The sequence below is a fragment of the Paraburkholderia sp. EB58 genome (assembly GCF_050436665.1).
Classification (GTDB): domain Bacteria; phylum Pseudomonadota; class Gammaproteobacteria; order Burkholderiales; family Burkholderiaceae; genus Paraburkholderia.
The window spans coordinates 71696-86479 of the sequence record NZ_JBNDMQ010000026.1 but is presented as its reverse complement, the minus strand read 5'-3'; the positions used below and the strand labels follow the sequence as shown (position 1 = coordinate 86479).

The 14784-nt window shown below is 61.3% G+C and carries 14 protein-coding genes and 1 pseudogene; 7 read left to right on the top strand and 8 right to left on the bottom strand.

Annotated elements, in window-relative coordinates; translation table 11 throughout:
• Nucleotides 1–12 precede the first annotated feature (12 nt).
• On the top strand, nt 13–1734 hold the full coding sequence (locus tag P3T40_RS30640; RefSeq protein WP_429271453.1) for an FAD-dependent oxidoreductase: 1722 nt from the start codon (nt 13–15) through the stop codon (nt 1732–1734).
• 30 nt (nt 1735–1764) lie between these two features.
• Nucleotides 1765–1974 (top strand): DUF2783 domain-containing protein, encoded by a 210-nt coding sequence (locus tag P3T40_RS30635; RefSeq protein ID WP_429271452.1) that lies wholly within the window; start codon nt 1765–1767, stop codon nt 1972–1974.
• A 264-nt stretch (nt 1975–2238) separates the two neighbouring features.
• Here the strand turns inward: P3T40_RS30635 and P3T40_RS30630 are convergent, their stop codons facing one another.
• Nucleotides 2239–2712, bottom strand: coding sequence for an Lrp/AsnC family transcriptional regulator (locus P3T40_RS30630; RefSeq protein ID WP_429271451.1), 474 nt, complete (start codon nt 2710–2712; stop codon nt 2239–2241).
• Nucleotides 2713–3449: 737 nt separating this feature from the next.
• Here P3T40_RS30630 and P3T40_RS30625 point away from each other — a divergent pair.
• From P3T40_RS30625 to P3T40_RS30610, 4 genes are all read left to right on the top strand, one after another.
• Complete coding sequence (locus P3T40_RS30625; protein WP_429271450.1) at nt 3450–3647, top strand: hypothetical protein; 198 nt, start codon at nt 3450–3452, stop codon at nt 3645–3647.
• Nucleotides 3648–3921: 274 nt separating this feature from the next.
• Nucleotides 3922–4452: a TIGR01841 family phasin gene (gene phaP, locus P3T40_RS30620; protein WP_429271449.1), complete on the top strand. Its 531-nt coding sequence runs from the start codon at nt 3922–3924 to the stop codon at nt 4450–4452.
• Between the two features lie 62 nt (nt 4453–4514).
• Nucleotides 4515–5258, top strand: a complete 744-nt coding sequence (phbB, locus tag P3T40_RS30615) for an acetoacetyl-CoA reductase (protein WP_429271448.1) — start codon at nt 4515–4517, stop codon at nt 5256–5258.
• A gap of 242 nt (nt 5259–5500) precedes the next feature.
• Complete coding sequence (locus P3T40_RS30610) at nt 5501–6976, top strand: NCS1 family nucleobase:cation symporter-1 (RefSeq protein ID WP_429271447.1); 1476 nt, start codon at nt 5501–5503, stop codon at nt 6974–6976.
• A 31-nt stretch (nt 6977–7007) separates the two neighbouring features.
• Here the strand turns inward: P3T40_RS30610 and P3T40_RS30605 are convergent, their stop codons facing one another.
• From P3T40_RS30605 to P3T40_RS30590, 4 genes are all read right to left on the bottom strand, one after another.
• The gene (locus P3T40_RS30605) at nt 7008–7391 is read right to left on the bottom strand and encodes a hypothetical protein (protein WP_429271446.1); all 384 of its coding nucleotides are present in this window, start codon (nt 7389–7391) and stop codon (nt 7008–7010) included.
• Nucleotides 7392–7551: 160 nt separating this feature from the next.
• The gene (locus P3T40_RS30600) at nt 7552–8901 is read right to left on the bottom strand and encodes an ATP-binding protein (RefSeq protein WP_429271445.1); all 1350 of its coding nucleotides are present in this window, start codon (nt 8899–8901) and stop codon (nt 7552–7554) included.
• On the bottom strand, nt 8898–9611 hold the full coding sequence (locus tag P3T40_RS30595) for a response regulator (RefSeq protein ID WP_429271444.1): 714 nt from the start codon (nt 9609–9611) through the stop codon (nt 8898–8900). The genes P3T40_RS30600 and P3T40_RS30595 overlap by 4 nt, the downstream gene beginning before the upstream one ends.
• Nucleotides 9612–9748: 137 nt before the next feature.
• On the bottom strand, nt 9749–10045 hold the full coding sequence (locus tag P3T40_RS30590) for an EF-hand domain-containing protein (RefSeq protein WP_429271443.1): 297 nt from the start codon (nt 10043–10045) through the stop codon (nt 9749–9751).
• Between the two features lie 355 nt (nt 10046–10400).
• Here P3T40_RS30590 and P3T40_RS30585 point away from each other — a divergent pair, with 355 nt between their 5' ends.
• Nucleotides 10401–10754: a hypothetical protein gene (locus tag P3T40_RS30585; protein ID WP_429271442.1), complete on the top strand. Its 354-nt coding sequence runs from the start codon at nt 10401–10403 to the stop codon at nt 10752–10754.
• A 333-nt stretch (nt 10755–11087) separates the two neighbouring features.
• Here P3T40_RS30585 and P3T40_RS30580 read toward each other — a convergent pair whose 3' ends face one another.
• The 3 genes and pseudogenes from P3T40_RS30580 to P3T40_RS30570 form a co-directional block, all read right to left on the bottom strand.
• Nucleotides 11088–12191, bottom strand: coding sequence for a glycosyltransferase family 9 protein (locus P3T40_RS30580; protein WP_429271500.1), 1104 nt, complete (start codon nt 12189–12191; stop codon nt 11088–11090).
• A 118-nt stretch (nt 12192–12309) separates the two neighbouring features.
• Complete coding sequence (locus tag P3T40_RS30575; protein WP_429271499.1) at nt 12310–13134, bottom strand: class II aldolase/adducin family protein; 825 nt, start codon at nt 13132–13134, stop codon at nt 12310–12312.
• Nucleotides 13108–14745: pseudogene (locus P3T40_RS30570) on the bottom strand (acyl-CoA synthetase); the annotation flags it as partial. The pseudogene P3T40_RS30570 and the gene P3T40_RS30575, both read right to left, overlap by 27 nt.
• Nucleotides 14746–14784: the final 39 nt, after the last annotated feature.

The following is a 14784-nucleotide window of genomic DNA, read 5'->3' as shown; positions in this document are numbered from 1 at the left end:
CGGAGACAAAGGATGAGTATCGACTACCAGACGCTGTCGTTCGATTACCAGCCGTGCCGCGAGCAGCAGGGCGGTACGCAGGCGACGGCGTATCCGGTGATCGTGGTCGGTGCGGGTCCGGTGGGCCTCGCCACTGCAATCGACCTCGCGCAGCAGGGCGTGCCGGTCGTGCTGGTCGACGACGACTGTTGCCTGTCGACCGGATCGCGGGCGATCTGCTTTTCGAAGCGCTCGCTCGATATTTTCGATCGGCTCGGCTGCGGTCAGCGGATGGTGGATAAGGGCATTAGGTGGAACGTCGGCAAGGTGTTCCTGAAAGATGAACTGGTCTACATGTTCAATCTGCTAACGGAGAGCGGTCACAACCGGCCTGCTTTCATCAATCTTCAGCAGTACTACGTGGAAGGCTATCTGCTGGAGCGAGCGCGCGAACTGCCGAATCTCGAGATTCGCTGGAAGAGCAAGGTGGTGGGTTTGCAGCAGGATGGCACACCCGGCAGCGAGGACGCCAACGTCGCGCTTTCGGTCGAAACGCCTGACGGGGAATATTCGCTGTGCGGCCGTTATGTGGTGGCGGCGGACGGCTCGCACAGTCCGATTCGCAAACTGATGGGGCTCGACACCCACGGCCGCACGTTCAATGACCGCTTCCTGATCGCCGACGTCAAGATGGAAGCGGACTTTCCCATCGAGCGCTGGTTCTGGTTCGATCCGCCGTTTCATCCGAATCAGTCGGTGCTGTTGCATCGCCAGCCGGACAATGTGTGGCGCATCGATTTCCAGCTTGGCTGGGATGCGGACCCCGTGCTCGAAAAAACGCCAGAACGCGTGATTCCGCGTGTACGTGCGTTGCTCGGCCCTGATGCGAAGTTCGAGCTGGAGTGGGTGAGCGTCTATACATTCTCGTGTTTGCGGATGGACCGCTTTCGTCACGGCAATGTGCTGTTCGCCGGCGACTCGGCGCACGGCGTCTCGCCGTTCGGCGCGCGCGGGGCGAACAGCGGTGTGCAGGACGCGGAGAACCTCGCGTGGAAGCTGGCGATGGTGCTGGCGGGGCGCGCGTCGGATGCCTTGCTCGACACGTACGCAAGCGAGCGCGAGTATGCCGCCGACGAAAATATCCGTAACTCCACTCGCTCCACCGATTTCATCACACCCAAAAGTGCTGTTAGCCGGTTGTTTCGCGATGCCGTGCTTAAGCTCGCACGGGATCACGCGTTCGCGCGGCAGCTGGTGAATAGCGGGCGACTGTCGGTGCCTGCGGTGTTGCGCGATTCGGCGCTTAATACTGCTGACAGCGATAGCTTCGCTGGTCAGATGGTGCCCGGCGCGCCGTGTTGCGATGCGCCGCTTCAGGTTGGTGGACAACCGGCCTGGCTGCTGCAACAGCTTGGCCAGCAGTTCACGGGCGTGCTGTTCTGCGGCAATGATGGTGTCGATATGGCGACGCGTGAAGCGCTTCACGCGCTGCAGCGCGGACCGGTTGCTTTGAAGCTTGTCGTGCTGGCGAGTGCGGACGACGCGGAGATGACGTTTGCTCTCGATGTTGCGATGTCCCACGCGACGGTTTTGCACGACACGGAGGGCCTGGCGAGGACACGCTACGACGCTGCGCCTAGTACTTTCTATCTGATTCGCCCCGATCAGCACGTTTGTGCGCGTTGGCGTCGCGTTGACGCCAGCAGCGTTGAGCAGGCATTGAAGCGCGCGTTATGCGTGGCTGGCGCGGCGTGAACGCGGCGTCGCATCGAACAGGAGATAACGATGACACTCAACACGCAGCCGAATCTCGCACGTCCCGACGATTTCTACGAAGCACTGATCGATATGCATCGCGACTTTGACGATGCGCAGAGCCAGTTGGCTAACGCGCAGTTAATCCTGTTGCTGGCAAACCATATCGGTGATCACGCCACCTTGCTTGAGGCGATGGAACATGCGCGCGCGGGTGCTGCGCAGGGAGGCGGGAAGTAGCAGGGCGCACCCCCGCCGCTTTGTGCCCGAACTGGCGGCGAATGGCATGCTGTACAGTAGCCGCTTTCGCGCATGTCCAAGCTCACTCGAAAGCGAAGCATTGCGCGGAGCGTGCAGTTCGGTATGCAGAAGATGTTACGTGTTCCCGTCACGTGCGACCTAACCCGGCCGTTACATCACATGCGGCCGCGATCTATCAGACAATTCGGTGCACGAAGATATTACGGAGTGCGAGACATAAACCAATGCGTTCGAAACGCATGCTTAGATTTGCACTGACGGAATGCTCTTCATGCAGCGCAATGCGAACATCGATCGGCTGTGACGGATGCCGGAGATCCGATACAGTTTCTCGCGCAGAAAACGCTCGTATCCGGCGGTTCCGTCTACCGCTACCTTCACCAGATAGTCGTATTCGCCCGAAACCAGATACGCCTCGAGCACTTCGGACAGCGTGGCCAATTCGGCACCGAAGCGCGCGAGCGCGTCCTCGTCGTGACGGTCCAGTGTCACCTCGAGGATCACCACGTCAGCGAAGCCCAGCTTCTGCTGATCGAGCAACGCTACGTACCCTCGAATGTAGCCTTCGGTCTCGAGTTGACGGGTGCGATTCCAGCACGCGGTGGTCGACATGCCGACCAGCTCCGCAAGCTCTGCATTCGAGAGCCGTGCGTTCTTCTGCAGCTCCCGCATGATCTTTCGATCCTGGTTGTCCAGTGGACGGTTTCGGGTTGTCATCGTGAGCTCGGAAGAGTCTTCAAGTAAATATCATTTTACAAGAAGATTGTTCCGAGGGCAGCAGCTGGCGGTGAGCATTTAAGAAGCCCGTCCATCCGTGCTACAGGTATATTTTCAGGGTGCTTCCATGCCCGGGACAAGCTTCCGGTTCGGCGGATATTCGTTCCGCTAAACCGGTGCGGCCACAAGCGGCAACCTGGTGTCGCGCCGCCTCCACCGTAGGCGGCGTGGCGGGCAGTCTCCGGTGTGACCGACGCCGAACGATGTGCTCGTCGGGCATGGACGCATTTCCCTGACCAACTGCCGATCTCTGCGGCACGCCCAACGTCTGCGTGTAAAACTGAAAACGTTTTCCACCAGCGGCGTCGAGCACTCTTCTCTGCGGCGAGAGCGCACTCGAGCGTCTGCCGCACCTGTTTACCCTGGCAGCGCCTTGTCTAACGGCGTCTCAGCCGTCCTACCCGACCACGTTCAAACGCCTGTCTGCACGGGGCGAGCGCATATTGCGCGGTTGCCGCACGTCCGAATCATCAGACGGAATTCATCTCAAAAAGATTTTTCCCACATATTGATCATTTGCGCTGTCCCGAATTAAGATGACTTCTCTCGATGCGCTGTGCGTGTCGAGTCGGGGAAGAGTCATATTTGCGGTATCCGTTCAACGAGTCAGGTTCGGGACGCGACGGTAGGCCGTCAGGATCCCGTCGACGCAGCACCTAAAAACTTGGGAGACGAAGATGCTGAGCCCTCACGAATTCGCCACGCTGATGCTGGTCAAGGACGCTACGGAGCAACTGGAGGTAGACCGGGCCGATCTCGACGTGCTGCTGTCACGCCGACTCGTCAGCCTTGAACATGCTTCGTCGGGTCAGGCGCTGCCGCGATTGACCCACGAAGGTCATTCGTTCCTGAAGGCCGCCGGGCGGATTCACTGAACGAACGTCCTTGCAACGCAATGTGGTCCGCACCGCTCAGCCGAGGATTCCATAGGACGATAAAGTGAACGCACGTGCTGTTATAAAACCTGAGAGATCGTAGAGTTAGTTTGTTATGCTTATTTAAAACAAGACAATATCGCGGGGACGAACGAGACATTGCGATGCCAGCGTGCTGCAACACGCTCGTCGTCCCCTCCTAGCCATTCCATGACTCGTGCGTGCCTCGCCAATCCAGGGAGCGTAACGGCGAATCGATTTCAGGAGAGTTACGATGAACGAGTGGTTTCCGGAGCAGCTTGCCGCGGCTCAAAAGGCCAACCTCGAAGCGTTTTACAGCGTGGCCAATTTGGCCTTTGCGGGTTTTCAAAAGCTGACGGAGTTGAATCTGCAAACGGCCAGGTCAGCGATCGCCGACACGCACACGCTGCTATCCGCGAGCGACCCGCAAGCGTTCGTCGCGCAGCAAGCCGGCCGCAATGGCGCGCTCGCCGAACGGGCACAGTCGTACTACCGCGGTCTGTACGAGATCGCCCTCAGCACGCACACGGGTTTCGCAGCGATTGCAGGGGCGCAGTACGAAGCGCACAATCGCCGGGTGCAGGCGCTCTTCGAGGACGTATCGAAGCAGGCGCCAGCCGGCTCCGAAGCAGCCGTTGTTGCGCTTAAGAAGCTGATCGACTCGAGCAGCGCGCTCTACGACAGTGTCAACAAGTCGGTTCGGCAGGCCGTCAACATGGCCGAAGGCGGCTTCGAAGCGGTGCTCTCGCACACACCGAAAGCATCGGGTGCAACGACCGGGTGAGCGGCCGGCCAGGCTGAACGCGCGGTGACCGGATCAGGATCCTCTCACGCGAGGCAGTCGCCATGACAAACCAGATCGCATTAGTCACCGGTGGAATGGGCGGGATCGGCGAAGCCATTGCCGTCAAGTTGCACGACGCGGGTTATACGACGGCTGTCACCTACTCGCCCGCCAACACCGGTGCGCGCGCCTGGCTGGAGCGGATGGAAGCGGCGGGGCGCCGCTTCCACGCCTTCGAGGTGGACGTCGCCGATTATGGCTCGTGTCAGGAGGGCGCGCAGCGGCTTCAGGCCGATGTGGGCAATGTCGACATTCTCGTCAACAACGCCGGCATCACGCGCGACGCCAGCTTCAAAAAGCTCGACAAGGTCAATTGGGACGCGGTGCTGCGTACCAACCTCGATTCGCTCTTCAACATGACGAAGCCGCTTTGCGACGGCATGGTGGAGCGCGGGTGGGGGCGCATTATCAACATCGCCTCCATCATCGGCTCCAAGGGCGGCTTCGGCCAGACCAACTATGCTGCCGCCAAGGCCGGCATGCATGGATTTACGAAGTCGCTGGCGCTCGAAGTGGCTAAAAAGGGCGTGACGGTCAATACCGTATCGCCTGGTTTCATCGCCACCAAAATGGTCATGGCCGTGCCGCAAGACGTACTCGACAGCAAAATTATTCCGCAAATCCCGATTGGGCGGCTCGGGCAACCCGACGAAGTAGCGGCACTCGTGCTCTATCTGTGCTCGCGGGAGGCGGCCTTCGTCACCGGCGCAAACATCGCCATCAACGGCGGTCAGCATCTGCAGTAGAGAGCAAAAAAGAGCGCGCCGCGCTCTACTAGCACGCCTAAGCATCGAACCGGCCGTCTATCCCACAGTTTGCACTTTGCGGGCATTGGCGCTGGTCGATTATTTCGGCGCAGTCTTTTTTTTCGTGGAACCATCTATATTGTTGCAATGGCGAGCGGCAGGCCGGTTGGCACGCGACCCATCCACAGCCCGGCAGCGGATAGCGCCGGGACCACTCGTCAGGCACAGCAAGAGGGGGAGACATGTCGACCTCACCGCTTATCGATGGTGGCGCCCCGCGCGATGCGGGTGGGCATGTCCCACAGACCGACGAACGTCTGTATAACCACGACCTTGCGCCGGTTCCGCTCAACAAGCGCACCTGGACCGGCTATTGCATCTTCGCCATGTGGATGTCGGACGTGCACAGCGTCGGCGGGTACACGTTTGCGGCGAGCCTGTTCCTGCTCGGCATTTCCGGCTGGCAGGTGCTGATTGCGCTGACCATAGGCATCCTGATCGTCTACGTGCTGATGAACCTGGTCGGCAAACCCAGCTTCGTGCACGGCATTCCGTTTCCGGTGATGGCCCGCGTCAGTATGGGCGTGATGGGCGCGAACCTCGCGGCCGTGATCCGTGGCGTGGTTGGCATTGTCTGGTACGGTGTGCAGACCTACTTTGCGTCGAAAGCGGTGGCGACGCTCGTCATCCTGTTCTTCCCGGCGGCCACGGCGCTGCACGACTTCAGCTTTTTGCGGCTCGATGGACTCGGGTGGGTTAGCTTCCTGTTCATGTGGGTATTCCAGTTGATCATCTTCCAGCGCGGCATGGAGACGATCCGCAAATTCATCGATTTCTGCGGGCCAGCCGTGTACGTGGTGATGTTCGCGCTGATGGCCTGGATCCTCTCGCAGGCGGGCTTAGGCAGTCTGAGCCTGACGCTTGGCGGCAAGGTGCTGTCCGGCAGCGAGCAATTCGCCAGCATGGGCAACGCCACGCTGCTGGTGGTGAGCTACTTCGCCGCGCTGCTGCTCAACTTCGGCGATTTCTCGCGCTTTGCCAAAAGCGAGCGTCAGATGAAGGTGGGCAATTTCCTCGGACTGCCAGTCAATTTCATCGTCTTCGCCATCATCACGGTGATCGTGACCTCGGGGAGCGCCACCGTGTTCGGCTCGATGATCATGGACCCGGTGTCGATCGTCGCCCACATCCAGAACAAGGTGGCCGTGGTGATCGGCAGCCTGACCTTCATCGTGGCGACCATGGGCATCAATATCGTGGCCAATTTCGTGTCGCCCGCTTACGACATCGCGAACCTGTTTCCCAAGCATATCGACTTCAAGAAGGGTGGTCTCGTGGCCTCCATTCTCGCGGTGCTCGTGTGTCCGTGGATTTTCGTCGATAGCCCGAAGGCGATTACGATCTTCGTCAGCGTGTTCGGTTCGGTGCTCGCGCCGCTGTATGGCGTGATGATGGCGGACTTTTACCTCATCAAGAAGCAGCAGGTCGAAACGGCCCAGCTGTACAGCATGTCGCCGCAAGGGCGCTTCTATTACGACGGCGGCTGGAACAAGGTGGGTATTTCCGCGCTCGTCATTTCCGGAGTCATCTCGGTGGGCTGGGAGCTCTGCACGCAACTGCTGCACGTCTTGCCGGACAACAACTTTGGCTGGCTGATCGGTGCAGTGGCGGGCGCTGTGCTCTACGTGGCGATGATGCGGGCCGCGCGGCGTACCTAGCGGGCGGCCTGAAAACGACCGCCTCAGACATTTATTTGTGTTGTGTGCGCAGGTCGACCGCGGTCGAGGCGGTGGCCGGCCTCGCCGCGTCATCGAGACGAACCGCGACGTTGCGGTACACATCGCGGCAAAACTGCATGCCGCTGGGTGCGTCGGGCGTCTTCCCGGCCATCGGTTTGATTTTTCCCGGGTTGAGGAGCGCCGCGTTCACCGCCATCTCGTCGCTGGGATCCGCTTTCATGATGCCGATGCCTTGAATCGTCACCGCTACGCACGGGTCCGGCGCGTCCTTGCCGTGTGTCGCGGCAACGTTGAAGTTGATATTCAGGCGCCAGAATCCCTCATGAATGTCCTGATGAATGATCACGGCCTTGACGAGGTCCTGATGCGATAACAAATACTCGGTGTTCGCCATGATGTGCTCCTCGAAGGGGGTCATCTTTCGAGTGCCGTGTCGCTTGAAGCACTGCATCCGCTCCGCGTGACACCGCGTGCCGGTACTCATTGTACGAGGCTGAAAATCCCAAGCAAGACGCATGCATGCAATCATGCGATACGTTGTGACCTGGTGCTGTTTAACGGCCTGACACTTCCGCGACGAGTGGCAACACCACCCAAACCTCGAGCCCGCCTCCTTCACGTGCATGAAACTGCAACGAACCACCGTGCAATCGCGCGATACGTTCGACGATAGCGAGCCCGAGTCCTGTTCCACCCGCCCGGGACCGTGCGTTGCGGCCGCGCTGAAACGGTGCCTTCAAGGCTTCGAGTTCGTGCGGCGCGAGCCCTTCGCCGCGATCGCCGACCGCGACGTAAGCGTTGCCGCTCTGCACCCATGTGCGCACGGCTAGGCCCACGCGGCCGTAAACTACGGCGTTCTGCATCAGGTTCATCAAGAGCCGCATCATGGTGATAGGACGAAACGGAAATGCCGGAACTGAACCCAGCGAGAGCTCGAATTCGTGACCCAGCCCCGCAAAATCTGCGGCGAGCCGGCTGACTAGCGCATTGAGGTCGCCGGGTTGGGGCGTCTCGCGCTCGCCACTGCCGGCATAGTCCATGAATTGCTGGAGGATGGTTTCGATCTGGTCGAGGTACGCTTCGGCGGCCACCACAAAGCTGTCGTCGCCGTTGTCGGTAATCGCCATGGCCATCGCCAGCCGCAGTTTGGTGAGCGGCGTGCGGATGTCGTGCGAGATGCCGGCCAACATCACCGCGCGCGTCGCTTCGGCCTGCTGCAACGCTTGCGTCATCTGATTGAAGGCGCTACTCACCTCGGCGATTTCTGTGGGGCCGTCGGTCGGTAGCGGCGGCGGTGCCTCACCCGAACTTACGCGCCGCGCCGCATGCGCCAGATTTTGCAGCGGCCGGTTCAGGTGCCGCTGGATCAGATAGCCGGTGAGCGCGGCCGCTGCGGCGAGGCCGAGCGAGAGGAAGATGGCCGCGTCGAGACCTGCGCCACGGGCATCCTCAGGAATTGGCAGCGCGATCCAGTAGGGCAGGTCATGCGCATGAATCCGGATCCACAGACGCTGCCCCCCCAGGGTTTGCCAGCGCACCAGCATATCGGCAGGCAGATGTTGGCGCAGGGCGTCCAGAAACACCTCGCGCTGATAGGTGATGTAGAAATGCGGCAGGCTCGACGTCGTCTCAAGCTCGTCCGCGCCCGGCGGCTGTGCGCCGTGGTTGAGACGCGCTACCAGCGCATCGCGCGCACTGTCGGGGGCGGCTTCGAACAGCCCATCGAGCGTGATGACGTAGTTGGCGAACACAGCGGCCGTGCGCTCGACGCGCGGTTTTTGCACGTAGTGCAGCAACACGGCGAGTGAACAGACCTGCGACAGCATGACCAGTACGATCAAAAGTGCGATGTTGCGCGCGAGCAGGGTTCTGGGCAATCCGAGGCGCCTCAAGGCCACGCTCATGATTCGACGTCGGCGATCAGCATGTAGCCAACGCCCCAGACAGTCTTGATGAAGCGTGGCTTGGACGGATCTTCCTCGACGATCTGGCGCAAGCGCAATACCTGCACGTCGATGCTGCGATCGAGCGCATCGTGGTCGCGGCCACGCGCGCGCGCAATCAGGTTGTCGCGGCTGACGGGCCGGTTTGGCGACGACGCAAGCGCAACCAGCAGCAGCATCTGCGCGGAGTGAATGTCGAGTGGCTCGCCCTTGCGCGAGAGCGATTGCCTGGCGATGTCGAGGCTGAAATCGCCGAAGCGCACGCTCTGCGAGACGACCGTCGGATCGCCAGAGGCGATTTTCTGGCGCCGCAGCAATGCGCGGATTCGCGCCACCAGTTCGCGCGGCAGGAAGGGTTTGGCGAGGTAATCGTCGGCGCCTGTTTCGAGCCCCACCACCTTGTCTAGCGGGTCGCCCTTGGCGGTCAGCATCAGGATAGGAAGCGTTTGCCCTTCTGCGCGCAGGCGGCTGCATATTTCAAGGCCGTTCTCCTCGCCGATCATCAGATCGAGCACCAGCAGATCGTACGGCTCGCGCTGCAGGTAGCGATCGAGCCGTTTGCTGTCCTCGACGACGCGCACTTCGAAGCCATGGCCGGTGAGGAAGCGCTGCAACATATTGCGCAATTCGGCCTCGTCGTCGAGCACGATGATTTTCGCGGGTCGATCCATGCGTAGGCTCCGTAGTGGGCTCCGTGGTGGGCTCTTTAGGCGCGCATCCGGGTAACAGAATAGCGGTTTTCGGGGACAGTGCGATCATATCCACCGGACGCCTGACGCGCCTACGATCCCTCTGATGAATGCCTCATTCAGTGCGCTGCCGCGCGCTGCTGCATGAATGCTTCGATCTGCGGCAAGGTCACGTAGCCGGCTTTCGCCGTATCGATCTGGTCGAAATACCGCGCGACCATCGGCATGCCGGCTGCCGCCTGTTGCCGGGTCAGCTTGCCGTCTTGCGTGGAATTCGCGCTGGCAAAGCGGGTTTGCAACTGCTGGGCCATCTGTGCCATGCGCTGCGGGTTGCCGCCCATGGGCTGCGTCGTGGTTTGCGCAAAGGCGCCGGTGCAAGCCAGGGACAGCGCCAGAATCGTCAACATCTTCTTCATCTCGTTCTCCGAGGAGTTTGCCATCGTGCGTCGTCAGCGTTGTGCCGCGATCCGTTCAATGACAGGCCGAATTCTTGTCGACTCTGGCGGGGAAGGCAATTTGGAAATCATGTCACCGTATGTCGCGGTTCGGTGCAGGACGCAGGGGTGCTGTGAAAGCGGTATATGCGGTTCGCGCGACATGGAATGAAACAAGTTATCGCTGTTTGAGCGTGGGCGTTTTGCGTATCTTTCGTCGGTCGCCGCCACGAGCGGACCGATCGATCGGATCCAGTACATCAGCAATCCGAATCATCCGGTCTCGCTTCTTCAGAAGCGAAGGCGACCACCTTCGTTCATTGCACCGGGAGTTCACGTGAAAATTCGTTTTGTCTGCGCATCCGCCGCGGCGGCATTTGGTTTTGCCTGTTCGTCCAGCGCGTTCTCGCGGGTGGTCGTGGCCTATGCGCCTGCGGCCGTCGTAGTGGCTGAGCCGCGTCCGGTCTATTACTACGGTCCGCCTGTGCGGCCCGCGTATTACTACACGCCACCGCCGCCTTATACGGTTCCAGTCGTTTTGCCGGTCCCTGTCGCCGTGGCTGTGCCGCCGCCTGTGCCGAAGCCACTGCCGGTGTACACGACAGTTGTCGTGCCGGCTCCCACCAACTATGGGCCGATGCCCGCAGCCAATGTGATGTACGCGCAGCCGGTTGTTGTCGTGCCGCGGTAACGCGGCTTGACGAGAGAGTCGACCGGAGAAGTTGCGCGGTCCGCAACCGCGCCGGACCGTGCAGGGCTAATATCGAGCCACTAACAAGTTTCCGCCGTTGCGTTCGCAGAACGCAACGGCGGAAAGCCATGACGCGCGCGCGAGATTGCCGCGCGGGCGCCAGTAGGCACTGTGCTTCTTAGGGCGTCACGTCAATGGAAGATCAGATACAGGATGACGAGGACGATGAGCGGCACACCGAGTAACCAGCCAAGGATATAGGGCATGAGAGTTCTCCTCCGATTGATGGTTGCAGTACCACCGCTAACCAGCATCCGGCGTGCCTACCCCTGGTCATGGCTGGCTCGACTCCGTTGCCGCCCCCTCAATCGACGCTGTGCGCTGCAGCGCAAAAGGCAGTTCCCCGCTTACGGCCGCCTCATACGCCGCGTTCAAGCGCGCCACGTCCTGCTCGCGATCGCTCGCCTGCACGTTGCGTAACTCGGGTAGATCTAGCGTGACAGGCTGGCAATACGGATAGTCCCGCACCCGCAGTTCAGGCGCGATGGTGGTGAAAAATGCTGTGGTAGGAACATCAAATCCGGCGGCGATATGCACGGCCGCGGTGTCGGAGGTCAGCACGTAGCGAGCGTGTCTGATCCAAGCAAGAAAGTGCGCAGTGCTTGTAGAGATGTCCGCCACATCGACGTAATGCGGATGATCCATAGGTCCAAAACCGAGCACAGGCAGACCGAAGCGTTCAATCAGGCGACTCACCAGTGTGGCGCGCACCGGCTGCGGAATGCTGCGGATCGACGTGCTGGCCGTCGGGCAAAACAGCACATAAGGCTGGTCCCGCCAGGCCTCTGGCAAGTGTGGCAACTCGAGCATCTGCAGCCAGCGATTAGCCTTGTTCGCAGACGGGACGCTCTCGGGCGGCACGCCGAGCGCACCGAGGAAAAAGTCGATCATCGGCAATGACATGAAGCCCGGCCAGAAGAGGTGGTTGCCCATGTCGATGCGCGTTTCGTCGGACGGAATATCGGCGAGCGGCCACGGCAACCGACGTATTTCCGCGACCTTACCTGCGGCCAGAGCGTAGATCTGTTCGACGTAAGGCGGTGAGAGTTCAGGCCGGTAGACCACGAAACGCACTTGCGGATGGGCGTGCCGGATCGCATTTAATGCAGTCAGGCCGATGATCGAATCGCCGAGCGTCACGCCCATGCCATTGATCACATGGACGGCGGCGATCTTCGAGTAATCGAGTTTGAACGGCTGCGCCGCTGCGTTGAGGATGCCGGGCTGGCTCGCGAGTGCGACGTGCTCGCCGATCTCCGTATCGCGCTGCTCAAGGTCGTACGGCGCGACGATGCGCCCGTCGAGGGCAAGCAGGGATCCGGGGTGGGTCAGCGCTTCGTCTGCACGTAGGCTTTGCAATTCGAGGGTTCCGTTGATTGTGCCGAGGCTTGTTGAGCGACTTCGCAGCCTGAGCACGTAGCTCCTGCTGCTAAGCACGTTGATTGCTGCGACGGCGCGCAGCACCAGGAATTATGCCCGTTTGCGGCCAAGGCCGTTAGCGTCGGTAGTCTGAACCCGTATTGTCGATCAGACGCAGCGCGGCCAGCCACGCCAACTCGGTGATCCCCTCGGAGTCGTCGCGATTGAACTGGCTAGCCGTCAGTTCGCACACTGACGCTGGCGGAATCCGCAGCGTCGCGCCGCCCGCGAGCGCCGCAATCTGCGCCTGGCAGGCGCGCTCGAGAAAATAAATCTCGTGAAACGCGGCGGCCGCACTCTCGCCACCGGCGAGCAGACCATGGTTGCGCAGGATCATCGCCTTATGCGGACCGAGGTCGCGCACGAGGCGCTCGCGTTCTGCGAGATCCAGCGCAATGCCTTCGTAGTCGTGATAGCCGAGCTTGCCGTAGAACTTCAGCGCGTGCTGGCTGATCGGCAGCAGGCCATGCTCTTGAGCGGCGACGCCGATGCCGGCGGCCGTATGCGTATGGACCACGAAGTGTAGGTCCTCGCGCGCCAAATGGACGGCCGAGTGGATCGTGAAGCCGGCGGCATTGACGCGAAAGCGCGCGGGCTCGGTTTTGGCGCGTTCGTCGATGACGCGACCCAGGTGGTCGATCTTGACCAGGTCCGACGCACACATTTCATGAAACAGCACACCGTAGCGGTTGATCAGAAACGTCGGCGTGGCGCCTGGCAAGCGCGCGGTAATGTGCGTGTCGATCATGTCCGTCATGCGGAAATGCGCGACGAGGCGGTACAGCGCCGCCAGGTCCGTGCGGATTTTCCATTCGACATCGGCGTTGGCGTTGACATTGGCGTTGGCATTGGCACTGGATGAGGCAGGCGCAATGAGACTCGCACGCAGCTCCTTGCGCATCACCTTGCCCGTCGCCGTCATCGGCAAGCTATCCACGAAGCGTATCTCGCGCGGATACTCGTGCGCGGCGAGGCGCGTCTTCACGTGCTGCTGAATCTCGCGTACCAGATCGTCGCCAGGGTTGAAGCCGGCATTCAGCACTACAAACGCCAGTACGATCTCGGTGCGCTGTGCATCCGGTGCGCCGACCACCGCTGCCATGCAGACCGCCGGATGCTGGAGCAGGCAGTCCTCGATCGAGGCTGGCCCGATTCGATATCCAGCGCTGGTAATCACGTCGTCGTTGCGCCCGACAAAGCGAATGAAGCCATCGTCATCGCGTTGGCCCAGATCGCCGGTGAGCAGATAGCGGCCGCGGAATTTGTCGCGCGTGGCGGCCTCATTGCGCCAGTAGCCGAGAAACATCACGGGATCGGGGCTGGCAATCGCAATGTTGCCGATCGCGCCGTTCGCCACGGGCTGACCGTCGTCGTCGACAATCTCCACCTCGTGGCCCGGCACCGCCTTGCCGATGGCGCCGATTTGCGGCGGGAACAGCGACGCACACGACGACACCACGACGTTGCACTCGGTCTGCCCATAGAACTCGTTGATGGTCACGCCGAGCGCGGCGCGTCCCCATGCGATCAGTTCTTCGCCGAGCGATTCGCCACCGCTTGCCACCGCGTGCAACGATAGTTTCCAGCGCTCAGGCTGCGGCACGGTGCGCATCATTTTGAGGGCCGTAGGCGGCAGGAACGTATGCGTGACCGCGTGGCGAGACATCAGGTCGAACGCCGCCTCGCCGTCGAATTTGTCGAAGCGGCGCGCGAGTACGGTCACTCCGTGATGCCACGCGGGCAGCAGGACGTCGAAGAGACCGCCGATCCACGCCCAGTCTGCCGGGGTCCAGATCACCTTGGCGTGCGCAGGAAAGTACGCTTGCGACAGCTCCACGCCGGGCAGGTGCCCAAGCAGGACGCGCTGCGCGTGCAACGCGCCTTTCGGTTTGCCTGTGGTGCCCGAGGTATAGATGATGACGGCGGGATCTTCCGATGAAGTGTCGACCGGCGTGAACGCCTCGGGCTCGGCATTGAGCGCGTCCCAGAAGGCGTGGACGTCGCTCGCCGCGGCGTCCTGATCGGCGTGTGCGGCATGTTCGCCGCCAACGCAATACACCGCTTTTAGTCCGGGCAGCGTGTGGCGGATTTCAGCGAGTTTTTGCAGACCTGCCGCATCGGTGATGAGCGCCGCTGCGGCGCTGTCCGCGAGCCGATACTGAATCGCGTCGACGCCGAACAGCGCGAAGAGGGGCACCGCGATGCAGCCCGCCTTGTAGGCCGCCAGATGCGCAATGGCGGTTTCGGGCGATTGCGGCAGGAAGATCGCCACGCGGTCGCCTTGCACGACGCCACTGCGGCGCAGCGCGTTGGCGAACTGGTTGGAGCGGGCCTTGAGATCGTCGAAGCTATAGCGTGTGGCGCTGCCGTCGCGCTGCTCGTAGATCAATGCAAGGCGGCCCGAGCCATTGGCCCATTTGTCGCACACGTCCACGCCGATGTTGTATCGCTCGGGAATCTGCCATGCAAAGGTTGCCGCCAAAGTCTCGTACGTCTGTGCTGTTGGAAGCATCGCTTCCTCCTGGTATCCGTGAAAACTGCTGCGCGCGGC